General features: G+C 69.3%; 19 protein-coding genes and 1 tRNA gene. 6 read left to right on the top strand and 14 right to left on the bottom strand.

The genetic code is table 11. The features are described from left to right. Nucleotides 1-12 precede the first annotated feature (12 nt). Entirely contained in the window at nt 13-330 is a 318-nt protein-coding gene (locus AB0O65_RS02100; protein WP_363382627.1) for a DUF2249 domain-containing protein, read from the top strand. A 72-nt stretch (nt 331-402) separates the two neighbouring features. Here the strand turns inward: AB0O65_RS02100 and AB0O65_RS02095 are convergent. The 4 genes from AB0O65_RS02095 to AB0O65_RS02080 form a co-directional block, all read right to left on the bottom strand. Then, a tRNA-Tyr gene (locus AB0O65_RS02095) sits at nt 403-483 on the bottom strand. Nucleotides 484-569: 86 nt separating this feature from the next. Beyond that, nucleotides 570-1,475 (bottom strand): PfkB family carbohydrate kinase, encoded by a 906-nt coding sequence (locus AB0O65_RS02090; protein ID WP_363382625.1) that lies wholly within the window; start codon nt 1,473-1,475, stop codon nt 570-572. A gap of 266 nt (nt 1,476-1,741) precedes the next feature. Then, nucleotides 1,742-5,617 (bottom strand): DNA-directed RNA polymerase subunit beta', encoded by a 3,876-nt coding sequence (gene rpoC, locus AB0O65_RS02085; RefSeq protein ID WP_071644088.1) that lies wholly within the window; start codon nt 5,615-5,617, stop codon nt 1,742-1,744. Between the two features lie 46 nt (nt 5,618-5,663). Further along, nucleotides 5,664-9,164: a DNA-directed RNA polymerase subunit beta gene (locus AB0O65_RS02080; protein WP_071644086.1), complete on the bottom strand. Its 3,501-nt coding sequence runs from the start codon at nt 9,162-9,164 to the stop codon at nt 5,664-5,666. A gap of 214 nt (nt 9,165-9,378) precedes the next feature. Here AB0O65_RS02080 and AB0O65_RS02075 point away from each other — a divergent pair, with 214 nt between their 5' ends. Beyond that, nucleotides 9,379-9,873 carry a hypothetical protein gene (locus tag AB0O65_RS02075; RefSeq protein ID WP_363382622.1) on the top strand — a complete coding sequence of 165 codons (495 nt, stop codon included), beginning with the start codon at nt 9,379-9,381 and terminating at the stop codon, nt 9,871-9,873. A 9-nt stretch (nt 9,874-9,882) separates the two neighbouring features. Here AB0O65_RS02075 and AB0O65_RS02070 read toward each other — a convergent pair whose 3' ends face one another. The 4 genes from AB0O65_RS02070 to AB0O65_RS02055 all read right to left on the bottom strand — a co-directional run bounded on the left by AB0O65_RS02070 (nt 9,883) and on the right by AB0O65_RS02055 (nt 15,256). Next, entirely contained in the window at nt 9,883-11,547 is a 1,665-nt protein-coding gene (locus tag AB0O65_RS02070; RefSeq protein WP_363382619.1) for an ABC transporter ATP-binding protein, read from the bottom strand. 11 nt (nt 11,548-11,558) lie between these two features. Next, nucleotides 11,559-12,506 (bottom strand): ABC transporter permease, encoded by a 948-nt coding sequence (locus AB0O65_RS02065; RefSeq protein WP_363382617.1) that lies wholly within the window; start codon nt 12,504-12,506, stop codon nt 11,559-11,561. Further along, on the bottom strand, nt 12,506-13,510 hold the full coding sequence (locus AB0O65_RS02060; RefSeq protein ID WP_363382615.1) for an ABC transporter permease: 1,005 nt from the start codon (nt 13,508-13,510) through the stop codon (nt 12,506-12,508). Before AB0O65_RS02060 ends, AB0O65_RS02065 begins: the two co-directional genes overlap by 1 nt. Before the next feature lie 69 nt (nt 13,511-13,579). Then, nucleotides 13,580-15,256, bottom strand: coding sequence for an ABC transporter substrate-binding protein (locus AB0O65_RS02055; protein ID WP_363382612.1), 1,677 nt, complete (start codon nt 15,254-15,256; stop codon nt 13,580-13,582). 162 nt (nt 15,257-15,418) lie between these two features. Here AB0O65_RS02055 and AB0O65_RS02050 point away from each other — a divergent pair, with 162 nt between their 5' ends. From AB0O65_RS02050 to AB0O65_RS02035, 4 genes are all read left to right on the top strand, one after another. Continuing rightward, entirely contained in the window at nt 15,419-16,654 is a 1,236-nt protein-coding gene (locus tag AB0O65_RS02050; RefSeq protein ID WP_363382609.1) for an LCP family protein, read from the top strand. A 70-nt stretch (nt 16,655-16,724) separates the two neighbouring features. Further along, nucleotides 16,725-17,594 carry a fused MFS/spermidine synthase gene (locus AB0O65_RS02045; RefSeq protein WP_071644071.1) on the top strand — a complete coding sequence of 290 codons (870 nt, stop codon included), beginning with the start codon at nt 16,725-16,727 and terminating at the stop codon, nt 17,592-17,594. A gap of 93 nt (nt 17,595-17,687) precedes the next feature. Next, nucleotides 17,688-18,218, top strand: a complete 531-nt coding sequence (locus tag AB0O65_RS02040; protein ID WP_071644069.1) for a hypothetical protein — start codon at nt 17,688-17,690, stop codon at nt 18,216-18,218. A gap of 34 nt (nt 18,219-18,252) precedes the next feature. Continuing rightward, a complete protein-coding gene (locus tag AB0O65_RS02035; RefSeq protein WP_191712115.1) occupies nt 18,253-18,741 on the top strand; it encodes a SprT-like domain-containing protein in 489 nt (162 codons plus the stop codon). Between the two features lie 36 nt (nt 18,742-18,777). On the opposite strand, the gene AB0O65_RS02030 is transcribed toward AB0O65_RS02035, so the two are convergent. From AB0O65_RS02030 to AB0O65_RS02005, 6 genes are all read right to left on the bottom strand, one after another. Next, nucleotides 18,778-19,152 carry a DUF3054 domain-containing protein gene (locus AB0O65_RS02030; protein WP_071644065.1) on the bottom strand — a complete coding sequence of 125 codons (375 nt, stop codon included), beginning with the start codon at nt 19,150-19,152 and terminating at the stop codon, nt 18,778-18,780. A gap of 51 nt (nt 19,153-19,203) precedes the next feature. Beyond that, nucleotides 19,204-19,884, bottom strand: coding sequence for a 2-phosphosulfolactate phosphatase (locus AB0O65_RS02025; protein ID WP_363382605.1), 681 nt, complete (start codon nt 19,882-19,884; stop codon nt 19,204-19,206). A gap of 77 nt (nt 19,885-19,961) precedes the next feature. Beyond that, a complete protein-coding gene (locus AB0O65_RS02020) occupies nt 19,962-21,347 on the bottom strand; it encodes an FtsX-like permease family protein (RefSeq protein ID WP_363383504.1) in 1,386 nt (461 codons plus the stop codon). A gap of 80 nt (nt 21,348-21,427) precedes the next feature. After that, a complete protein-coding gene (locus tag AB0O65_RS02015) occupies nt 21,428-22,189 on the bottom strand; it encodes an ABC transporter ATP-binding protein (protein WP_363382602.1) in 762 nt (253 codons plus the stop codon). Between the two features lie 103 nt (nt 22,190-22,292). Then, on the bottom strand, nt 22,293-22,928 hold the full coding sequence (locus AB0O65_RS02010; protein WP_363382599.1) for a response regulator transcription factor: 636 nt from the start codon (nt 22,926-22,928) through the stop codon (nt 22,293-22,295). A gap of 29 nt (nt 22,929-22,957) precedes the next feature. Beyond that, nucleotides 22,958-24,172 carry a histidine kinase gene (locus AB0O65_RS02005; protein WP_363382596.1) on the bottom strand — a complete coding sequence of 405 codons (1,215 nt, stop codon included), beginning with the start codon at nt 24,170-24,172 and terminating at the stop codon, nt 22,958-22,960. Nucleotides 24,173-24,318: the final 146 nt, after the last annotated feature.

Genomic DNA, 24,318 nt, shown 5'->3' with positions numbered 1-24,318 from the left:
ACGGAGAAAATCATGGGAAGCATCGAGATCCACCGGTCACGCTCGGAGGCCACGACGCAGATGCCCGGCGGAAGCGGATGCGCCTGCGGCGGGCACGACGAAGAGCTGCCCGAGCTCGACGCGCAGGCCATCCCGCACGCGGTGCGCCATGCGGCGATCTTCGGGGCGATCGAGTCGCTTCAGCCCGGGGCCGCCCTCGTGATCTCGGCGACGCACGACCCGGTGCCGCTGCTGACCCAGCTGCGTGGCAAGCACGGCGACACCTTCCACACCCGCTACCTCGACGAGGGCCCCGAGCGCTGGCGCATTCTCGTGCGCCACGTCGGCTGAGCCGGCGTCACCGCGGTCAGCAGCTCCGGAACGACGAAGGCCCTCGCGATGCGAGGGCCTTCGGTCAGTGTGTGGCAAGTGAGGGATTCGAACCCCCGAAGCTTACGCGGCTGATTTACAGTCAGCTCCCTTTGGCCGCTCGGGCAACTTGCCAGTGCACACCCGTCCGGCTTTCTCAGCCAACCGGGGGCGCGAAGATCAAGCATACCGGTCACCGGCGACGGTGAGAAATCGAGAGATCAGCTGCCGAACACACCGCGCTCCGCCTCCTGCAGCGATTCCGGCGTGCGCAGCAGGCCGCCCTCCGCGCGGCAGGTCGCGGCGGCGATGAGCATCGCGTCATCGAGCAGCTGCTGCCACTCGGCATCCGTCCTGGGCTCGCCCTGCGACAGCCCGGCGGCGACGGCCGCGAGCGTCGCATCGCCCGCGCCCACGGTGTCGACCACCGGCCCGGGAAGCGACGCGATCGGGGCGCGGAAGACACCCGCGTCGGTCTCGAGCACCGCGCCGGCGGCACCCGCCGTGGCGAGCACCGCGCCCGCGCCGAGCCGCCGAAGACGGCCACGCAGCGCATCGATGTCGCCGTCGTAGAGCAGGGTCGCGTCATCGGCGCCCACCTTCACCAGCTCCGCCCTGGCGGCGAGGAGCTCGAACCCGCGCACGAACTCCGCGACATCGCCCATCATGCCGCTGCGAGGGTTCGGATCGACGGCGATGCGGGCATCCTGCAGGGCGTCGACCAGCGCATCCACCTCGTCCGGCCGATCGAACGGGAAGCAGCTGATGGCGACGACATCGGCCGTCGAGATCGTCTCGCGCGCCTCGTCGCCGTACCGGATGCTGCGGCCGCGGGCCGCCTCGTTGAAGGCGTACTGCGGTTCGCCGGCGGATGACCACGTCACCACCGCCCTCGACGACCCGAGCGGAGCGGGGCTGTCGATCAGCCGCACCCCGTGGTCGCGCAGGTACTCACGGATGTGCCGGCCCGCCTCGTCGTCGCCGACCATCGCGATCAGCGTCGTCTCCACGCCCAGCCGGCGCAGGCCGACGGCGACGTTCAGAGCGGCTCCCCCGACCAGCTCGCGCACGCCGGACGCATCACGGATCTCATCGATCAGGGCATCCCCGATCACCACAGCAGTCATTCTGCGAGGGTACCGCGAGCGGTTCGTCAACGGCACTCCCCCGGGCGCCCGCCCCCACCCTCCCCTCGGCCTGACCCTTCCCACCCCGACCCTCCGCCCCGCACCACCCCTCGCTCCGGTATGAGTTTGTGCCGCCTCAGCCGCGCTCAAGCGGCACAAACTCATACCGGAGCGAGAAGCGGTAGGCGGGAAAGCAGGGGGCGAGGGACGGGGAAGGCCCCGGCCCTCCGAAGAGGGGCCGGGGCCTTCGACTCACTCAGGACCTATCAGTTGTAGGTGCCGGGGGTGATGTCATCCGTCGAGAACGCGTCGAAGTCGACGTATCCGAAGTCGCCGTCGGCGTACGCCCCGTCGGATGCGAAGATCCGGTTCGGGTAGCGTTCGCTCTTGGCCTCTTCCGTCGCCTCGACCGTGATGTCGCGGTACTTCGACAGACCGGTTCCGGCCGGGATGAGCTTACCGATGATGACGTTCTCCTTGAGACCGATCAGCGGGTCGCGCTTGCCCTCCATGGCGGCCTGCGTGAGCACGCGGGTCGTCTCCTGGAAGGACGCGGCCGACAGCCACGACTCGGTCGCGAGCGACGCCTTGGTGATACCCATCAGCTCCGGACGACCCGACGCGGGGCGCTTGCCCTCTGCCACGGCCTCGCGGTTGATCTGCTGGTAGCGCTTCGAGTCGACCATCTCACCCGGCAGCAGCGTGGTGTCAGCGTGGTCGACCACGGTGACCTTGCGCAGCATCTGGCGGACGATGACCTCGATGTGCTTGTCGTGGATCGGCACACCCTGCGAGCGGTACACGCCCTGCACGCCGCCGACGAGGTACTTCTGCACCTCGCGGGCACCCATGACTCGCATGACCTCCTTGGGGTCGAGCGTGCCGACCTGCAGGGGCTGACCGACGGTGACGTGCTGGCCGTCCTCGACGAGAAGCGTCGCACGCTTCAGCACCGGGTAGACCACCTCTTCGTCGCCGTTGTCGGGCGTGAGGATGACCTTCTTGGCCTTCTCGGTCTCCTCGATCGTGATGCGGCCGTCGGCCTCGGCGATCGGGGAGGCGCCCTTCGGGGTGCGGGCCTCGAAGAGCTCCTGCACTCGCGGCAGACCCTGGGTGATGTCGTCGGCCGAGGCCGAACCACCCGTGTGGAAGGTACGCATCGTCAGCTGGGTACCGGGCTCACCGATCGACTGGGCGGCGATGATGCCGACGGCCTCGCCGATGTCGACGGTCTTGCCCGTCGCGAGCGAACGGCCGTAGCACTGCGCGCAGACACCGACAGCCGAGTCGCAGGTCAGCACCGAACGGACCTTGATGGTCTCGATGCCGGCCTCGACGAGCTTGTCGATCAGCACGTCACCCACGTCCTCACCGGCGGTGGCGACGACCTCGCCGGCCTCGGTGACGACGTCGGATGCCAGGGTGCGGGCGAACACCGAGTTCTCGACGTTCGCGTCGCGGGTCAGCACACCCTGCGAGTTCGGTGCGGCGATCGGGAGCTCGAGGCCCTTCGACGTGCCGCAGTCCTGCTCGCGGATGATGACGTCCTGCGACACGTCCACCAGACGACGGGTCAGGTAACCCGAGTCGGCGGTGCGCAGAGCGGTGTCGGCCAGACCCTTGCGGGTACCGTGCGTCGCGATGAAGTACTCCGCCACCGACAGACCCTCGCGGTACGAGGAGATGATCGGACGGGGGATGATCTCACCCTTGGGGTTGTTCACCAGACCGCGCATACCCGCGATGTTGCGGATCTGCAGCCAGTTACCACGAGCACCGGAGGTCACCATGCGGTTGATGGTGTTGTCCTCGGGGAAGTGCGCGCGCATCGCGGCCTGAACCTCGTCGGTCGCCTCGGTCCAGATCTTGATGAGTTCCTGACGACGCTCGATGTCGGTCGTCAGACCCTTGTCGTACTGCGACTGGACCTTCGCGGCCTGCTTCTCGTAGCCCGCGACGATCTCCGCCTTGTTCGGCGGGGTGAGGATGTCGCTGAGCGCGACGGTCACACCCGAACGGGTCGCCCAGTGGAAACCGGCATCCTTGATGCGGTCCAGCGTGGCGGCCGTCTCGACCTTGGGGTACTCCTCGGCCAGCTTGTTCACGATCTGCGACAGCTTGCCCTTGTCGGCCTGGCCGCGCACGAAGGGGTAGCCCTTCGGCAGGGCGCCGTTGAAGATCGCCTGACCGAGCGACGCGTCGACGAGACCGTGACGCTCGTAGCCCTCGGGAGCCTCGCCCTCGAGGAAGGTCAGCCCCGGGATGCGGATGCGGACCTTCGCCTGCAGGTCGAGGGTGCCCTCGTCCTTCGCCAGGATCGCCTCGGAGACCGAGCCGAACGCACGACCCTCACCGGCAGCGCCCTCCTTGACCGTGGTCAGGTGGTGCAGACCGATGATCATGTCCTGCGAGGGCAGGGTGACCGGACGGCCGTCGGACGGCTTGAGGATGTTGTTCGAGGCGAGCATCAGCACGCGGGCCTCGGCCTGAGCCTCGACCGACAGCGGCAGGTGCACAGCCATCTGGTCACCGTCGAAGTCGGCGTTGAACGCGGCGCAGACGAGCGGGTGCAGCTGGATGGCCTTGCCCTCGACGAGCTGCGGCTCGAACGCCTGGATGCCGAGACGGTGCAGCGTGGGCGCACGGTTCAGCAGCACCGGACGCTCGCGGATGATCTCCTCGAGCACGTCCCACACCTCGGGACGGGTGCGCTCGACGGCGCGCTTGGCTGCCTTGATGTTCTGCGAGTGACCGAGGTCGATCAGGCGCTTGATCACGAACGGCTTGAACAGCTCCAGAGCCATCTGCTTGGGCAGACCGCACTGGTGCAGCTTCAGCTGCGGGCCGACGACGATGACCGAACGGCCCGAGTAGTCCACGCGCTTGCCGAGCAGGTTCTGGCGGAAGCGACCCTGCTTTCCCTTCAGCATGTCGCTGAGGGACTTCAGGGCGCGGTTGCCGGTGCCGGTGACGGGGCGACCGCGGCGGCCGTTGTCGAACAGAGCGTCAACGGCCTCCTGCAGCATCCGCTTCTCGTTGTTGACGATGATCTCGGGAGCGCCGAGGTCGATCAGACGACGAAGACGGTTGTTGCGGTTGATCACGCGGCGGTACAGGTCGTTGAGGTCGGAGGTCGCGAAGCGGCCACCGTCGAGCTGCACCATCGGACGCAGCTCCGGCGGGATCACCGGGACGACGTCGAGCACCATCGCGGCCGGGCTCATGCCGGTCTCGAGGAAGGAGTTGACGACGGTCAGGCGCTTGATCGCACGGATCTTGCGCTGGCCCTTGCCCTCCGAGATCTGCAGGTGCAGGCTCTCGGACTCGGCCGCCAGGTCGAAGGTCTCGAGGCGGCGCTTGATCGCCTCGGCACCCATGTGCGCCTCGAAGTACTGACCGAACCGGTCCTGCAGCTCGTGGAATACGTCGTCTTCGGGACGCAGCGCGCCCACCTCGAGCGTGCGGAAGTCCTCCCACACGCGCTCGAGCTTGGCGATGGCCTCGTCGGCACCCTTGCGGGTGAGGGTCATCTCCTTCTCGGCGGCGTCCTTGACCTTCTTCTTCGCGTCGGCCTTGGCACCCTCCGCCTCGAGAGCGGCGAGCTCCTCCTCCAGCTTCGCCATCCGCTCCGCGATCTTCGCGTCGCGGCGGTCGCCGAGCGTCTTCAGCTCGAGCCGGATGTTGTTCTCCTGCGTGGCGAGGTCGCGGTGACGAGCATCCTCGTCGACCGAGATCACCATGTAGGCGGCGAAGTAGATGACCTTCTCGAGGTCCTTCGGCGCCATGTCGAGCAGGTAGCCGAGGCGCGAGGGAACACCCTTGAAGTACCAGATGTGCGTCACGGGAGCGGCGAGCTCGATGTGACCCATGCGCTCACGACGGACGGAGCTCTTGGTGACCTCCACGCCGCAGCGCTCGCAGACGATGCCCTTGAAGCGGACACGCTTGTACTTGCCGCAGGCGCACTCCCAGTCGCGGGAGGGTCCGAAGATCTGCTCGCCGAAGAGGCCGTCCTTCTCGGGCTTCAGCGTGCGGTAGTTGATCGTCTCGGGCTTCTTGACCTCACCGAAGGACCATCCGCGGATGTCGTCAGCGGTGGCCAGGCCGATTCGAAGCTCATCGAAAGTGGTTGATTCGAGCACTAGTTCTCCTGTGTAGAAAAAATCTGTCGCTTGTCGAGGGCCGAGATCAGATCTCGTCGATCGACGCGGCTTCGAAACGGCTGGAGATGTTGATGCCGAGCTCCTCCGCTGCGCGGAAGGCCTCGTCGTCGGTGTCCCGCAGGTTGACGGCGGTGCCGTCGGCCGAGAGCACCTCGACGTTCAGGCAGAGCGACTGCATCTCCTTCATGAGCACCTTGAAGGACTCGGGGATGCCGGGCTCCTGGATGTTCTCGCCCTTGACGATCGCCTCGTACACCTTGACGCGGCCGAGGATGTCGTCGGACTTGATCGTGAGCAGCTCCTGCAGTGCGTACGCGGCACCGTAAGCCTCGAGCGCCCACACCTCCATCTCACCGAAGCGCTGTCCACCGAACTGCGCCTTACCGCCGAGCGGCTGCTGGGTGATCATCGAGTACGGGCCCGTCGAGCGTGCGTGGATCTTGTCGTCGACGAGGTGGTGCAGCTTCAGGATGTACATGTAGCCGACCGAGACGGGAGCCGGGAACGGCTCGCCGGAGCGGCCGTCGAACAGCAGCGTCTTGCCCGAGGAGTCGATCAGGCGCACGCCGTCACGGGTGGGCAGGGTCGAGTCGAGCAGACCCGAGATCTCGGCCTCGCTGGCACCGTCGAACACCGGGGTCGCGACCTTGGTGTTCGGGGCGACGTCGCGACCGTTCTCCGGCAGCTTGGCGGCCCACTCGGGGTCGCCCTCCACCTTCCATCCGGTCTTGGCGATCCAGCCGAGGTGGGTCTCGAGCACCTGACCGAAGTTCATTCGACCCGGGATGCCGAGCGGGTTCAGCACGACGTCGACCGGCGTGCCGTCCGACATGAACGGCATGTCCTCGACGGGCAGGATCTTCGCGATGACACCCTTGTTGCCGTGACGGCCGGCGAGCTTGTCGCCCTCGGTGATCTTGCGCTTCTGAGCGATGTAGACCACGACGCGGCGGTTGACGCCCGAGCCCAGCTCGTCGTCGCCCTCCTCGGCGTCGAACTCCTTGACGGCGATGATCGTGCCCTGCTCACCGTGCGGCACCTTCAGCGAGGTGTCGCGCACCTCGCGGCTCTTCTCGTTGAAGATGGCGCGCAGCAGGCGCTCTTCGGCCGACAGCTCGGTCTCGCCCTTCGGCGTGACCTTGCCGACGAGGATGTCGCCGGGACGGACCTCGGCGCCGATGCGGATGATGCCGCGCTCGTCGAGGTCCTTCAGCAGCTCGGGGCTGACGTTGGGGAGGTCACGGGTGATCTCCTCCTTGCCCAGCTTCGTGTCGCGGGCGTCGACCTCGTACTCCTCGATGTGGATCGACGAGAGGGTGTCGTCCTTCACCAGCTCCTGGCTGAGGATGATGGCGTCCTCGAAGTTGTGACCCTCCCACGGCATGAACGCCACGAGCAGGTTCTTGCCGAGAGCGAGCTCGCCGTTCTCGGTGGCGGGACCGTCGGCGATGACCTCGCCGACCTCGACGCGCTCACCGGCGCTGACGATCACGCGCTGGTTGTAGGAGGTGCCCTGGTTGGAGCGGTCGAACTTGCGCAGGTGGTACTCCTGCGTGCCGCCCTCGTCGAGCATGACGACGACGCGGTCTGCGGAGACCTCGCTGACCACACCGGCCTTCTGCGCGGTGATCACGTCACCCGCGTCGATGGCGGTGTAGCCCTCCATGCCGGTGCCGACGAGCGGCGAGTCCGAGCGCAGCAGCGGCACGGCCTGACGCTGCATGTTGGCGCCCATGAGCGCGCGCTGCGCGTCGTCGTGCTCGAGGAACGGCACGAGCGAGGTCGCGACCGACACCATCTGGCGCGGCGAGACATCGATGTAGCCGATCTCCTCGGGCAGGAACAGGTCGACCTCACCCGATCCGCCGCGGGGGCGGGCCAGGACGTGGCTCTCGATGAAGCGGCCGTTCTTGTCGAGCGGCGCGTTGGCCTGGGCGATGTTGAAGTCGACCTCCTCGGCTGCCGTGAGGTAGTCGATCTGGTCGGTGACGGCGCCGTCGACGACGCGACGGTACGGCGTCTCGATGAAGCCGAACGAGTTGATGCGCGCGAACGTCGCGAGCGCACCGATCAGGCCGATGTTCGGGCCTTCCGGCGTCTCGATCGGGCACATGCGGCCGTAGTGCGACGGGTGCACGTCTCGCACCTCGACGCCGGCGCGGTCACGCGAGAGACCACCGGGGCCGAGGGCCGACAGGCGGCGCTTGTTGGTCAGACCCGCGAGCGGGTTGTTCTGGTCCATGAACTGCGACAGCTGCGAGGTGCCGAAGAACTCCTTGATCGCGGCCACGACGGGGCGCACGTTGATCAGGGTCTGCGGCGTGATCGCCTCGATGTCCTGCGTGGTCATGCGCTCGCGGACGACGCGCTCCATGCGCGACAGACCGGTGCGGACCTGGTTCTGGATCAGCTCGCCGACGGCGCGGATGCGACGGTTGCCGAAGTTGTCGATGTCGTCGGTCGCGATGCGGATCTCGGTCTTCTTGCCGCCGCGGATGCCTTCGAACGTTTCGTCGCCGCGGTGGATGCGCACCAGGTACTTGATGGTCGCGACGATGTCGTCGACGGTGAGCACCGAGTCGGTGAGCGGAGCGGCGAGACCGAGCTTCTGGTTGATCTTGTAGCGACCCACCTTCGCCAGGTCGTAGCGCTTCGGGTTGAAGTAGAAGTTGTCCAGCAGCGAGCGCGCGGCCTCGGCGGCGACCTGCTCGCCCGGACGCAGCTTGCGGTAGATGTCGCGCAGCGCGTCTTCCTGGGTGAGGATGGTGTCCTTCGCCAGGGTCTCCTCGATCGAGGGGAAGCCGGAGAACTCGGCGAGGATCTGCTCGCTCGACATGCCCAGCGCCTTCAGGAAGACGGTGACGGACTGCTTGCGCTTGCGGTCGATGCGCACGCCGACCTGGTCGCGCTTGTCGATCTCGAACTCCAGCCACGCACCGCGGCTGGGGATGACGCGAGCGGTGACGATGTCCTTGTCACTCGTCTTGTCGGGAGTCTTGTCGAAGTAGACACCGGGCGAGCGGACGAGCTGCGAGACGACGACGCGCTCGGAGCCGTTGATGATGAACGTGCCCTTGCCGGTCTGCAGCGGGAAGTCGCCCATGAAGACCGTCTGGGTCTTGATCTCACCGGTGAGGTGGTTCATGAACTCGGCCTCGACGTACAGCGGGGCCGCGTAGGTCTTGCCGCGCTCCTTGCACTCGTCGATCGAGTACTTCTCGGGCTCGAGGTACGGGTTCGTGAACGAGAGCTGCATGGTCTCGCCGAGGTCCTCGATCGGGGAGATCTCCTCGAAGATCTCGCCAAGGCCGGAGACCTCGGAGACGTCGTTGCGGCCGGACTTCTTGGCCTCGGCGACGCGCGCCTTCCAGTCGTCGTTGCCGACGAGCCAGCCGAACGACTCGGTCTGCAGAGCCAGCAGATCCGGGACATCGAGCGTGTCGGAGATCTTGGCGAACGAGAGGCGGGAGACTCCGCGGCCGTTCTTGTTGGTGGTGGATGTGGATGCGTTGCGAGCAGCAGCCAAGGGAGTAACCTCCGTGAGCCCCGCGCAGGGGCTGGTCGATTCCTAGACGTCGGTGGAGAACGCGCTCGAGAGCTCAACGGATGCCGACCACCATATGAGGGCACGGAGAAGCGAGCGCAACTACCAACTATACGCACGATTTCACGACATGGCAAGCGGAATCCTTGACCAATGCCGGATGCTGGGGTATGAGCGACACTGCAGTATGCGCATCATGCTGAAGTTCACCATCGACTGCGACGTCGACACCGCGTGGCGGGCGCTGCATTCGCCGCGCATCGTGGGCGAGCTGTACGCTCCCCTGCTGCAGATGCAGCCGTTGCTGCCCGACGGCCTGCCCGAGCGGTGGACTCCGGGCGACGAGGTGCCGGTGCGACTGGCCGCGTTCGGGCGCGTCCCGGTCGGCACGCAGCTGATCCACATCAGCGATCGCACCGTCGACGAGCCCGGCGGTCCGGTGCGCATCCTCCGCGACAGCGGCATCCCACTCACCGGCCCGCTCGGCGCACTCGACGTGTGGGACCACCAGATGGCGGTCTGCGCTCAGCCGGGCCACCCCGGCCGGACGCTCTGGCGCGACCGGCTGACGTTCGACGGGCCGACCGCCGCGCTGCTCTGGCCGGTGCTCTGGGTGTCGTGGCAGGCGCGCGCGCTGCGCGTGCGCGCGCTGTCGCGGCGCTGGGCGCGCGACCCCGACCTGCGAGGCTGACGCCCCGCGTCAGGAGGCGATGCCGAGCTCGTTGCCCGGGATGGATGCCAGCAGGCGCCGCGTGTACGGGTCGCGGGGGTTGGTGAAGATCTCCTCCGAGCTGGCCGCCTCCACGAGCGCGCCGTCCTTCATCACGCACACATAGTCGCTGATCAGACGCACCACCGCGAGGTCGTGCGAGATGAACAGATAGCTGAGTCCGTACTCCTTCTGCAGGTCGCCGAGCAGGGTGAGGATCTGGTCCTGCACGAGCACGTCGAGGGCCGACACCGGCTCGTCGCAGACGATGAGATCGGGAGAGAGGGCGAGAGCGCGGGCGATGGCGACGCGCTGACGCTGACCGCCGGACAGCTCCGACGGGTAGCGCTGCAGCATCGACTGCGGCAGGGCGACGTCATCGAGCAGGGTGCGCACGCGCGAGCGACGCTCGGCGCGACTGCCGCGCTTGTAGAACTCCAGCGGCTCGGCGATCAGACGCTCGATCGTGAACATCGGGTTGAGGCTCGAGTACGGGTCCTGGAACACCGGCTGCACGCGCTGGCGGAACTCCCGCGACTGCGCGCGGTCGAGCTTCGCGATGTCGTTGCCCTCGAAGCGGATCGTGCCGGCGGTCGGCTCGATGAGCTTGAGCAGCATGCGGGCGGTGGTCGTCTTGCCCGACCCCGACTCGCCCACGATGGCGACGGTCTTGCCGCGCGGGATCGCGAGCGACACGTCGTCGACGGCGACGAAGTCCGACGCGCTCCCGCGCATCGGGTACACCTTGCGCAGTCCCTCGATCTCGACGATGTTGTCTGCGACGGCGTCCGCCACGGCATCCTGCTCCCGCCCCGTCTGGAACACCTCCGGCTGCAGCCGCGCGGCGGCGATCGACGGCGCCGCCTGCACCAGACTCTGCGTGTACGGATGCTGCGGGTCCTCGAGGATCTGGCGCGCCGGGCCCTGCTCGACGACGCGACCGCGGTGCATGACCGCCACCCGCTGGGCGCGTTCCGCGGCGAGACCGAGGTCGTGCGTGATCAGCAGCACGGCGGTGCCGAGCTCGCGTGTCATCTCGTCGAGCTGATCGAGGATCGTCTGCTGCACGGTGACGTCCAGCGCGCTGGTGGGCTCGTCGGCGATGAGCAGACGCGGCCGGCAGGCCAGGCCGATCGCGATGAGGGCGCGCTGGCGCAGACCTCCCGACAGCTCGTGCGGGTACTGCTTGGCGCGACGCTCGGGGTCGGGAAGACCTGCCGCGGAGAGCGCCTCGATGACCTTCTGCTGCACGGTGGAGCGGTTCGCGAGGCCGTGCGCGAGCAGCGTCTCGGCGACCTGCGTGCCGATCTTGGCGACGGGGTTGAGGTTCGACATCGGATCCTGCGGCACCATGCCGATGTCGCGACCGCGGATTTTGCGCATCTCGTTCTCGGAGATGCCGACCAGTTCGCGCCCGTCGAGGGTGATGCTGCCACCGGCCACCCGACCGCCCGAGGCGAGCAGACCGATCACGGCCATCGCGGTGGTCGACTTCCCCGAGCCGGACTCGCCGACGATCGCGACGGTCTCCCCCGGGGCGATCTCGAGGTCGACGCCCTCGACGGCGTGCACGACGCCGTCGACGGTGCCGAAGTCGACGGCCAGGTTCGACACCTGCAGCAGCGGCTGGCGCACGGCATCCGGGTTCGTGTTCATCGTCTCGTTCCTCATCGCGCACGCGTCCTCGGGTCCATCGCCTCGCGCAGCGCCTCGCCGAACAGCGTGAAGCCCAGCGCGGTCACCGCGATGCAGATGCCGGGGAGGAAGGCCAACTGCGGAGCGATCGCCAGCTCGTTCTGCGCGTAGGTCAGCATCCGACCCCACTCGGCCGTCTCGGGGCGTCCGCCGCCGAGACCGAGGAACGACAGCGCCGCCGCGTCGATCACCGCGGTGGCGAGGGTGAGGGTTCCCTGCACGATGACCGGGCCGATGGCGTTCGGCAGCACGTGCGACATGGTGATGCGGCCGCGACCGAGCCCGAGCGTCTGCGCCGAGAGCACGTACTCGGCCGAGCGCTGCTGCAGCATCGACGCACGCAGCAGGCGGGCGAAGATCGGCACCTGGGACGCTCCGATGGCGATCATCACCGCCGACGGCGTCTGCCCCAGGATCGCGGCGATCGACACCGCGAGCAGCAGGTTCGGCACCGAGAGGATGATGTCGACGATGCGCATGATCAGCGTGTCGACCCAGCCCCCGAAGGTTCCCGCGAGCAGGCCGAGCAGCATGCCGCCGACGAGACCGAGGGCGGTGGAGACGACGCCGACCAGCAGCGAGGCCTGCGCTCCCCAGATCAGCTTCGACAGCACGTCGCCGCCGAAGCGGTCGAGACCGAGCGGGAATCCGTCGACGTCGCCGATCCCGGGGATGCCGGTGGGCGTGATGTACTCGGTGCCCGGGAGAGCGCGCTCCGGGTACGGTGCGAGCAGCGGAGCCAGCGCCGCGACCAGCAGGAACAGCAGCACGATGACGGCGCCGACCCACGCGGCGGGGTTGCGCCGCAGGCGTCGGAACACGTCATGCCAGAATCCGCCGCCGGACGCGAGGTCGGCCTGTGCGACGGCGACGGTGTCGAGCACCTCGCCGCCCTGGGCGGGTGGGAGCACTGCGCTCATCACTGAACCCTCACTCTCGGATCGATCAGGCTGTACGACACGTCGACGGCCAGGTTGATCAGCGCGTACGCGATCGCGATGAAGATGATGAAGCCCTGCAGCACGGGGAAGTCCCGCGCGAAGATCGACTGCGCGAGGAACGACCCGATGCCGGGATAGGCGAACACGGTCTCGGTGAGCACCGCGCCCGAGATCAGCAGACCCGTCTGCAGTCCGATCGTGGTGATCACGGGCAGCATCGCGTTGCGCAGGATGAACCGGTTGCGCAGCGTGGTGGGCGCCACGCCCTTCGCCTTGCCGGTGCGGACGTAGTCGGCGTTCTGCACCTCGAGCACGCTGGCCCTGGTGATGCGCACGATGATCGCCAGCGGGATCGTGCCCAGCGCGAGCGCGGGCAGCACCAGGTGCAGGACGGCGTCCCACGCCGCATCGAACTCGCCGGTGATGATGCCGTCCCAGACGTAGAAGCCGGTGACGTGCGTGGCGTTGATGCGCGGGCTCTGCCTTCCGTCGGAGGGAAGCCAGCCCAGCTGCACGGCGAAGATGTACTTGAGGATGAACGCGAGGAAGAACACCGGGATGGTGATGCCGACCAGGCTGAAGATCACCGCGCCGTGGTCGGTCCACTTCCCGTGGCGGCGCGCCGCCCAGTATCCGAGCGGGATGCCGATGCCGACCGCGAAGACGAGCGCGGCGATGCTGAGCTCGATCGTGGCCGGGAAGCGGCGGAAGAACTCCTCCACGACGGGGCGGGACGTGACGATCGACGCGCCGAAGTCGCCCTGCAGCAGTCTGCCGATCCAGGTGACGTACTGCTCGATGAGGGGCCGGTCGAAGCCGTAGAGGGCGTTGACCTGCTCGACCGCCGCCGGGGTGGCCTTCTCGCCGAGCAGGGCGACGGCGGGGCCGCCCGGCAGGGCGCGGACCCACGCGAACAGCAGGATGCTGAGGCCGAAGAGGGTGGGGATGAGCAGCAGCAGCCGCTTGCCGATTGTTCGCAGCACGAAGTTCTCCGTCAGGGCGCGTCGCCCGCCCCGGACCTCACAGGTCCGAGGCGGACGACGTGGCGGGCATCACTTGGTGAGGACGATCTCCGAGAAGACCTCGTCGTTCACCGGGCTGGCCGGGTAGCTCTTCACACGCTCGGCGAACGCGAGGGTGGGCGCCGGGTGGGCCAGCGGGACACCGGGGATGAACTCCGCAACCTCCTCGTTGATCTTCTCGTACGCCGCGGTCTGGTCCTCGATGTTCGAGATGCCACGGGCATCCGCCAGTGCGCCGAACAGCTCGGCGTTGTCGAAGCCCCACTCCGCGCTCTGCTGTCCGAAGAAGACGCCGACGAAGTTGTCGGTGTCGTTGTAGTCGCCGGTCCAGCCCAGCAGGTGGATGCCGTGGTCGGGCGTGCTCGAGATCTTCTCGAGGTAGTCCGGGCTCCACGCGTCGGTCTGCGGGTTGACCTTCACGCCCGCCTCCTCGAGCTGCTTCGCCAGCACGGTGAAGATCTGCTCGGGGTTGGGCATGTACGGACGCGACACGTTGACCGGGTAGTTGAAGGTCAGCGTGAGCGGGTTGTCGGCCGTGTAGCCGGCCTCGGCCAGCATCGACTTCGCCTTGTCGACGTCGTACTCGTAGGTGGTGACGTCCTTGTTGTAGCCGTTGACCACCGGCGGCACGAACTGCGTGGCCTTCTCGGTGCCCTCGGGCAGCACCTGCTTGATCAGCGCGTCCTTGTCGATGGCGTGCGAGAGCGCCTCGCGCACCGTGATGTCCTGCAGCTCGGGCACCGCCTGGTTGAAGCCGAGGTAGAGGATCGTGAACGGCTTGCGCGACACCATGGTGAAGCCCTTCTCCTCGAGGGCCTTGGTGTCGGCGGGGCCGACCAGGTCGTACCCGTCGATGTCGCCGGCCTCGAGCGCCTGGCGGCGAGCGGTCGGGTCGTCGATGACGCGGAAGATGACCTCTTCGATCTGGCCCTTCTCGCCCCAGTAGTCGCCGTAGGACGTGAGCGTGACGTTCTCGCCCGGGGCCCACGAGTCGAACTGGAACGGTCCGGTGCCGACGGGGTGCGCCTTCGCGTACTCCGACAGCGTGGGCGCAGCGGCGGTGCCGCCGACCTCATCGGCCTTGAACTCCTGCAGCGCCGACGGGCTCTGCATGCTGAACGCGGGCAGCGACAGCGAGGCGACGAAGCCCGCGAAGGGCTTGTTCAGCTCGATCGTGACCTTGTCGTCGCCGTCGGGGGTGCACGACTTGTACACGGCGTCCGCCGGGTTCGATGCGTAGCCGCGGAACAGCTTGTTGTAGTAGTAGCCGAGCGCCTCGGAGGCGAGCAGATCGGTCCAGTTGTACCAGCGCTCGAAGTTGAAGCAGACGGCCTCGGCGTTGAACGGCGTGCCGTCGTGGAACGTCACCCCGGTCTTCAGGTCGAAGGTGTGGCTCATGCCGTCCTCGGACGACTCCCACGACTCGGCCAGCAGCGGAGCGGGGTCGGCGGTGCCGGGCTCGGTGCCGACGAGACCCTCGAAGATCTGGCGCGAGACGCGGAAGGTCTCGCCGTCCTGCGCGAGGGCCGGGTCGAGGCCCTGCGGGTCGGACGATGCGGCGAAGACGAAGGTGCTGTCGACGTCGCTGGACGACTCGGAGCTGTTGTCGTCGTCACGCTGGCTGGCGACGCAGCCGGTCAGCAGCATCGCTGCGACGGCCGCGCCGGCGGCGAGCGCGAAGCCTCGCCTGCGGGTGCTGTGGAGCATGGTGTGCCTCTCTGTGGAATGCTTCTTCGCATGAATCGGATGCCCCATCGCATCCGCACATGATGTCTTGACGCTACTCAGCGCCCCGCCGATCGCCAAACTTTCGCGTGTTGCGATCCGGTATCGGGTCGGCCCCTGCCGCGCGCTGTAGGGTCGGGTGCCATGACGCGCACCCCCGTCGCTCAGCACGCGCCGCACCGCACGCCCTCGGCCTGGGGGTCGGCTCTGCGGATGCTGGGCATCGGCGCCGCGGTCGTCGCGGTCTCGGCTCTCGGGATCGGCGGCTTCATCGCCGCGGACCTCACGCTGCGGGTGGGTCAGGACGCGGTCGACCTGGAGGACGCACCGAAGGTCGCTCCCCCGGCGCTCGCGGCGTACCCGGGCGAGTTCGCGGTCCTCCTCGTCGGCACGGACGAGTGCGGTGAGGTGTCGACGCAGAAGCTCGGTGAGCGGTGCGTCGGCGAGGACGGCATCCGCAACGACGTCAACCTGCTCGTGCACGTCTCGGCCGAGCCGCGCAAGGTGAGCGTCGTCTCGCTGCCGCGCGACCTGATGCTGGAGGTGCCCGAATGCACGCGTGAGGACGGCTCGGTGGCATCCGGAGCATCCTCGGCGGTGATCAACACCGTCTTCGAGCGGGCCGGGCTGTCGTGCGTCATCAAGTCGGTCGCCGCGCTGAGCGGGATCGACATCGGCTTCGCCGCGAAGCTCAGCTTCGACGGCGTGATGAAGATCACCGACGCGATCGGCGGGGTGCAGATCTGCGTCGGCGGCACGGGCATCCGCGACCGCGACACCGGGATCGACTGGCCGCCCGGACTGCGCACGGTGTCGGGTTACGACGCGCTGCAGTTCATCCGGGTGCGCAAGGGCATCGGCGACGGCAGCGACCTCGCGCGCATCTCCAACCAGCAGCAGTACATGTCGCGTCTGGCGAAGACGATCCTCAGCAGCGAGACCCTCACCGACGTGCCGAAGGTGCTGCGGCTGTCGAACGTCGTCGCCGACAACGTCGATCCGAGCAGGGAGCTCGCCAACCCGGTACGCCTCGCGCAGCTCGCGCTCGCACTGAAGGACGTGCCGTTCGAGGAGTTCAAGTTCCTGCAGCTGCCCACGGTCGAGGCGCCGTCCGATCCGAACCGCGTCGTGACCGATGACGGCGCGGCCGAGCCGATGTGGCAGGCCATCCGCACCGGGGAGTCGATGCAGATCACCGGTGAGGCCAGCAACCACGGCGGCGTGGTCGCCGACGACCCGGTCTCGCCTGCGGAGCCCTCCGCCCCGGCATCCGATGCGCCGAGCCCCGCACCGTCGGTGACCGACGGCGTCGTGCTGTCGGAGCAGATCAGCGGCATCGACCTGAACCAGGAGACCTGCTCGGGCGGCCGGCGTCGCTGACGGATGCTCTCTGGCACGGACACGACCAAGCGACCTGCACCCCGCAGACCGCACGACAGAGGAGATGAGCATGGGACGAGCACGCGCGCGGGATGCCGCGAACCCGCAGGCGCGGCTCGAGCACGGCGGCATCGCCGAGGTGGCGCCGAGCGAGTTCGGCAGCGGCTTCGAGCTGATCGTCGACGGCACGCCGCAGTCGCACGTCGACCTGGATGATCCCACCCACCTGCACTTCGAGTACATCGTGCGGATGGGCGCGGTGATCGATCAGCTCGGCCCGTCGGCATCCGCCCCGCTCAGCGTCGTGCATCTCGGCGCGGGCGCGCTGACCGTCCCCCGCTACATCGAGGCGACCAGGCCCGGATCGCGCCAGCAGGTGATCGAGCTGGAGGCTCCGCTGGTCGCGCTCGTGCGCGAGCACCTTCCGCTGCCGCGGTCGGCGGCCATCCGCATCCGGATCGGCGACGCGCGCGAGGGGCTGCGGCGCCTGCCGCCCGCCCTGACCGGGCGCTGCGATCTCGTCGTCTCGGACGTGTTCTCCGGTGCCCAGACGCCCGCTCACCTGACCAGCCTGGAGTTCTACCGCGAGATCGCCGACCTGCTCGCGCCGGCGGGCGTGCTGCTGGTGAACGTCGCCGACGGCCCTGGGCTCGCGTTCGCGCGCCGCCAGGTGGCGACCGCGATGAGCGTGTTCGACGAGGTCGCCCTGCTCGCCGACACGCAGGTGCTGAAGGGACGCCGATTCGGCAATCTCGTGATGGCCGCCTCACGCACTCCGCTTCCGACCGAGTGGCTGCCGCGGCTGCTGGCCGCGGGTCCGCATCCGGCGAAGATCGCTCAGGATGCCGAGGTCGCGGCGTTCGCGAAGGGCGCGGCGATCGTCACCGACGCGGATGCCGTGGCATCCCCCCGCCCCGACGCGAGCATCTTCCTGCGCTGATCCTCGGTTCGGGGTCATCCAGGGCGTGCCTCGGACGGTTCTCAGATCCTCGGGGCAGACTGGGATGACGGTCGCGGAGAGGAGCCATCAGTCGTGAATTTGATCCAGGGTTACGACCCCGACACCCTTCGTGAGATCGTCGACCCGCGGGAATGCGTGACGCGTCTCGCCGAGATCGAGCATCAGCGCAGTCTTCCCGTGCTGCTCGAGCGCGTGTGGCTGCTGAAGGTGCTCGATCGGCTCGACGAGGCGCTCGAGCTCGCCGACGAGACGGTGCGACAGGCGCGCATGGCCGGCACCCGCAAAGACCTGCTGCGCGCCCGCGTGCTGCACGCCACGGTGCTGCAGAACCGCGGCGCCAACGCCGCGGCGGCTCAGGAGCTCGCCACCTGCGCGAGCGAGGCCGAGGGTCAGGGCTGGGCGGGGATCGCCGCCTTCGCGCATCAGCACCACGGCAAGAACGCGTACGAGGTGCGCGACTTCGAGCAGGCGCGGGAGAGCTTCAAGCGCTCGCTGTTCCTGCGCCGGGCGGCCGGCGCCGACGACTCGGATCTCGAGAAGGCGCTGCGCGCCATCGAGGCCGCCGAGCGGCGCAGCGCGATGGAAGCCGACGCGCTCGTCTAGACCCGATGTCGGTCGCCGGTTCTACTCTGATCACATGGCCGATCTGAACCGCGTGCGCGTCTGGGGTGACGCGCTGATCCGCATGCACCTCGACGAGTCGTGGTCGTTCGAGTTCGACAACGCCAAGCGTCGTGCCGGACTGTGCGACTACCAGCGCCGCCGCATCTCGGTGTCGCGGTATCTCGCCGCCCGGTTCGACGACGACGAGGTGCATCAGACGCTGCTGCACGAAGTGGCGCACGCGCTGGCGGGGCACGCGGCGGGGCACGGACCGGCCTGGAAGCGCACCGCGCGCTCGCTGGGCTATGTCGGCGGCACCACCCACCAGGGCGAGACCGCGACCGAGCTCGCACCGTGGATCGGGAGCTGCCCCGCCGGGCACGTCGCCTATCGTCACCGCCGCCCGGCGCGCGAGACGTCGTGCGCGAAGTGCTCGCGCCGTTTCGATCGGCGCTTCCTGTTCGAATGGCATCGCCGCGAGATCACCGCGGCCGACAGGCTCGCCGCGCAGCTGCCGCGCTGAGCGCGCTCAGTCGGTCGGCGCTGCGGGCGGCGGGCGTCAGTCCGCGACCCGCGGAGCGCGATAGCGCCGGGTGAGCAGGGCGATCAGCCGCCAGCCGAGCAGCATGGCCGCGAGCACCAGCGAGGCGACGATGATGAACGGGGTCTCGGCGGTGTCGCCCGTGGCGATGCGCAGCAGCATCCCGCCGCCCACCGTCACGACCCAGACGATCACGCCCCAGCCGAGCGACCACGGCCGCCGCGGGCGCGCGGGGACGAGCGCGGCGAGCGCGTGCCCGACGACGAGCGCGACCAGGAACGGCCAGGCCGTGAGCAGGAACCCGAGCGGATTCTCGTCGTGCGATGCGCGGCCGATCGCCGCGAAGATGAGCACGAACACGGCGTCGACGATGACCGCGGGGACAAACCTCATGCTCCGACCCTATGCCGCCGCCCGACGGTGCTGTCGATGCCGCGCGGCCGGTCAGCGGAAGCGCTCGAAGACACCGTCGCGCAGCACGGCAGCGGTGTCGACGGCATCCAGCTCCGCCGCCTCTGCCGTGGTCGCCGGGCGCACTCCGGCGGCCTCCATGCGGGCGGTGGAGGCCACCCCTGCGACCAGCTCGCGGCCGGAGCCGCTGCCGACGAGCATGTGCCGCATCCCCGGCCGCAGCGCACGGAACGCCTCGGCCGCCGCGGCCGCCTCCGGCGACGAGTGATCGATGCCGAGGTCGCAGAGCGCGGCGATGATCGCTCCGGCGCCGAGCTGATCCTCGACCGCGAAACGCAGCTCGCCGGTGGATGCGAGCTCGCCCGCCGCGATGACCGAGACCGAGGCCCGCGCCCCCTGCCGCTCCTGCACGTCCAGCACCGCCCGAGCGGTCGCGGCGGCGTTGCGGATGCCGCCGATCAGCACCGTCGCGGGATGGGCATCCGGACCAGCCGCGGCTGACGCGGCCGAGGCGACCGCGGCGCCGTTCGTCGACCACGACACAGCCGATTCGAGCGTGACGCGCTGCCCCGCGGCGACGGCGTCGGCGAGGGTGGACGAGAAGCGCAGCACGTCGACGACGATCACGATGCCGGCGGGCGCGAGCCGAGCGAGCCCGTCCGCGCCCCAGTCGAAGCGCACCTGATACGAGGACTGGTCGAACGGGGAGGGCATCCATCCAGCCTAATCCGCCGCCGGATATCCGATGCCGGGCTGCGCCACCCGCACGCCACCCGGCTGGAGGGCAGTGCTCAGTCGGCGGCGAGCGCCTCGACGGGGGCGACTCGCGTCGCGAGGCGAGTCGGGGTGACCGCGGCGACGACGGTCAGCACGGCGGTCGCGACGACGATGATCACCACGGGGATCCACGGCACCGCCGGGTACACGAGCCCGGCCGGTTCGAAGTCGGGCAGCACGGGCACCGAGCCGAGCAGCGACTGCGCGGCGATCCACCCGTACGCGATGCCGAGCGCGAGACCGGTGAGGGTGGCGGCGACCGTGATGTGCACGGCCTCGAGCAGCACCATCCGGCGCACCTGGGCAGAGGTCAGTCCGATCGCGCGCAGCAGCCCGAGCTCACGACGACGCTGCACGACGCCGATGGTGAGCAGGTTGACCAGGCCCACCGCGGCGATGACCGCCGACACGGCGACCAGCACCATCATGATGCTCGCGAACGCGTCCATCGGGGCGAAGAAGCCGTCGACGAACTCTCCCTCGCTCTGGCGCATCAGCAGCGCCTTCACCGACTCCAGCGCGACGGCGAACATCGTCACCAGCGCCACCCCCATCACCACGCCGATCGCCATCCGACTCGACCGCTCCGGATGCCGCAGCGCGTTCTCCGCCGCGAGCCGCGCCGTCGCCTCGTTGCCGAACAACCGGCCGACCAGGCGCAGCACAGGGGGCATGAACAGCGGCGACGCGGTCGCCAGGCCGGTGAACGAGGACAGCCCGCCGAAGAACGCCACGACCACGCCCAGTGGCGTGACCAGCCCGAGCAGGACGCCGGTGGCGAGCAGCGCGGCTCCGGCCACGATCAGCACCAGAGCGCCCACGTGTCTGCCGCGGCGGCCGGCCTCCTCAGCGTGCGTGCGCTCGACCGAGCCGCCGAGTGCCTGCAGGGGCGTGACGGTGAGCACGCGACGCGATCCGATCCAGGCGGCGAGCCACGTCGTCAGCGCCACGCCCACCACGGGGAACAGCACACCGGGCTGCGCGAGCGTGAACTCCGCCGGGGTGCGATCGAGCAGCAGCTCGCCGGCAAGCACCCCGAGCGCCGCGAAGCCGACGCCGACCACCAGACCGACGCCCGCTCCGATCAGGCCGACCACGAACCCCTGACCGGTGACCTCCGCACGCTGCGAGCGGGCCGAGGCGCCGATCAGACGCAGCAAGGCGATGCGGCGCGTCCGGCCGGCGATGATGGTCGAGAACGTGTTCGCGGTGACGATCGCGGCCACGTACATCGCGACCGCGACGAGCAGCACCGACAGGATCGCCACCACGATGGCGAGCACCTCGCTGTCGCCGATGAACGGGTCGGACTGCAGCACCGCTGCGAGGTAGGCGGTCACCTCGACGAGGATCACGCCGAAGGCGGCGGCGAGCGCCGAGACCAGGATGCTCGCTCCCATCCCCCGCTCGCGCAGCCAGCCGAGGCGTGCCGGGCGCGGGCGGGTCGGCTCGAGAAGCGACATCGCCGCGGCGGCCGCGCTCACGCCGCCACCTCCGCGGCGAGCATGTACGCGGCGATCTGCTCGGCGCTCTGCTTCGGATGGTCGGCGGTGATGCGGCCGTCGCCGAGGAACAGCACCCGGTCGGCGTGGCTCGCCGCGATCGCGTCGTGCGTGACCATCGCGATCGACTGGCCGTGGTCGCGGCTCGCCCCGGCGAGCAGCGCGAGCACCTCGCGGCCGCTGCGCGAGTCGAGGTTGCCGGTCGGCTCGTCGGCGAACACGAGGTCGGGTGCGGTGGCCAGTGCGCGGGCGATCGCCACGCGCTGCTGCTGTCCGCCCGAGAGCTCGTGCGGCCGGTGGGTGAGGCGGGATGCCAGACCGAGGCGCTCGACGAGGCCGTCGATGCGCGCCCGTTCGACGGCCGTCGGCCGGCGCCCGTCGAGCTCGAAGGGCAGCAGGATGTTGCCGAGGGCGTCGAGGGTCGGCACGAGGTTGAACGCCTGGAAGATGAACCCCACGCGGCGACGGCGCAGGACGGTCATCTCGAGGTCGCCGAGCCCGGTGATCTCGGTGTCGCCGATCCAGGCGCGCCCCTCGGTGGGGGCGTCGAGCCCGGCCATGATGTGCATGAGCGTGGACTTGCCCGACCCGGACGGCCCCATGATCGCGGTGAACTGGCCGCGGCGGATGCCGACGCTGACGTCGTCGAGGGCCCGGACGCCCGCGGCGCCGGCCCCGTAGGTCTTGGTGAGGTGCTGGACGCGTGCGGCGAGGCCGAGGTCCGAGGTCGTGATCTCCATGCCCTCGACGCTATTTCCGCCGCCCCGGCGGGCACATCGGCCCGGCGATGGCATCCGCGTACATCGCAGGGATGATCCCTGCGCGCCCGCAGGAGTACGACGGTCAGGCCAGGCCGTGCTCGAAGGCGAAGACGACCAGCTGCACGCGGTCGCGCACGCGCAGCTTGTTCAGGATGCGGCTGATGTGGGTCTTCACGGTCGCCTCGCTGAGGTACTCGCGCGCCGCGATCTCGGAGTTCGACAGCCCACGCGCGGCGAGCGCGAAGATCTCCCGCTCACGGTCGGTGAGGTCGGCGTACTCGGCCGGCACGGGTTTGGTCTCGGTGGTGAAGTGCGCGAACAGCTCGCGGGTGGCGGAGGCCGCGATCACACTCGACCCGGAATCGACCGTCCGGATCGCGGCGAGCAGGAACTCCGGATCGGCGTCCTTCAGCAGGAATCCGCTGGCGCCCTGCTGGATCGCCCGTGCCGCGGCCTCATCGAGGTCGAAGGTCGTGAGCATGACGATGCGCGGCGGCTCGGGCTGGGTGAGCACCTGCGCGGTCGCGGTCAGGCCGTCCATGACGGGCATCCGGATGTCCATCAGCACCACGTCGGGGCGGGTGCGTCCGATCACCTCGATGGCCTCACGGCCGTCGCCGGCCTCGCCGACGACGTCCATGTCGGGCTGCGACGAGACGAGCATCCGCACACCCGCGCGGAACAGCGCCTGATCGTCGACGAGCACGACCCTGATCATCCGTGACCTCCTGGTCGTCTGCGGCCCGCTCAGTTCGCCGAGGGGCCGATCGGAAGCGTAGCGCGCACGGTGAAGCGGCTCGGCTCATGTTGCACCGTGAGCGTTCCGCCCATCAGCTGAGCGCGCTCGCGCATTCCGATGAGGCCGTGGCCGCCGTGCGCACTCGTCGACGCGTCCGCGGCCGTGGTCACGGCGGCGATCCGGTTGTGCACGAGAAGGTCGACTCGATCGGCCCACCACGACAGACGCACGTCGACGTCGCCCTCGCCGTGCCGGATGGCGTTGGTGAGCGCCTCCTGCAGGATCCGGTAGACCGCCAGCTGCACGGCGCCGGGCGGTTCGGCCTGCGGCATCGGATCCACCGACACCCGCGGCTCGACGCCCGCCTGACGCACCTGGGCGAACAGCGTCTCCAGATCGGCGAGTGTGGGCTGGGGGCCGTCGCCCTGCCGGTGGCGCAGCTGGGTCAGCAGCATCCGCACATCCGACAGCGCGGAGCGCGCGGTCTGCGCGATCGTGGTCAGCGCCTCCTGCGCGAGCTCGGGTCGCGCGGCCGCGGCGTAGCGTGCGCCATCGGACTGCGCGATCACCACGGCGAGCGAGTGCGCGACGATGTCGTGCATGTCGCGGGCGATGCGCACGCGCTCCTGCTCTTCGGCCGCCGCGGTCTCGGCACGCAGCTGCGCCTCGCGGTTCGCGCGGCTCTGGCGCACCAGCCGCCAGAGCAGCCCGGCGCCCCAGGCCATGGCGAGCGAGAGCACGATCGTCAGCCCCATCGTGATGCTCAGCAGCACGAGCCGCATCTCGATCGGCGAGGGCGCGGTCACCGCGGCCGTGAAGTCGTACTGGAGCACGCCGATGTAGACGCCGGCGATGAGGCCGCCGCCGACGGCGGAGGCGCCGCCGATCCACATCATGCGCTTCGTGCCCCAGGCGGCGGCAGCGAACAGCACCACGAAGATGGCGAGATCGAGCGGAAGCGGCGGCAGGCCCGCGGCCATCTGCAGCAGCGCGCCCGTCCACGCGACGACGAGGGCGATCGGCGGCGAGAGCCGGCTGATCGCGGCCGCCCCCCAGAGCAGCATCGAGACCGCGACGAGCATGACGGCCGAGGGCGGATCGGGCATCCAGAAGCTCAGCTGCCCGCCGCTGAAGGTCAGCGACAGGGGAACGGTGATCAGCAGGCCGACGATCGCCCCGACGATGTCGAGCACGAGCCAGGGGGCGGGGATGCGGCGGATCACCCCTTCACGCTACGGGAGGGGGTGCGCGCCGCGCGTCCGCCTCGAGATGTATCCGGGCATCCGAGGCAGCCGAGTGGGCCCGAATGGCCGCCTCCGGGCGACTGAAGCGGCCATTTGGGACCTGCCGACGCGTAGCGGCCGGCGCG

Origin of the sequence: Microbacterium sp. NPDC077391 (genome assembly GCF_040686955.1) — a bacterium.
Taxonomy (GTDB): Bacteria; Actinomycetota; Actinomycetes; order Actinomycetales; family Microbacteriaceae; genus Microbacterium; species Microbacterium commune.
This window is presented reverse-complemented; position numbering and strand designations above follow the sequence as displayed.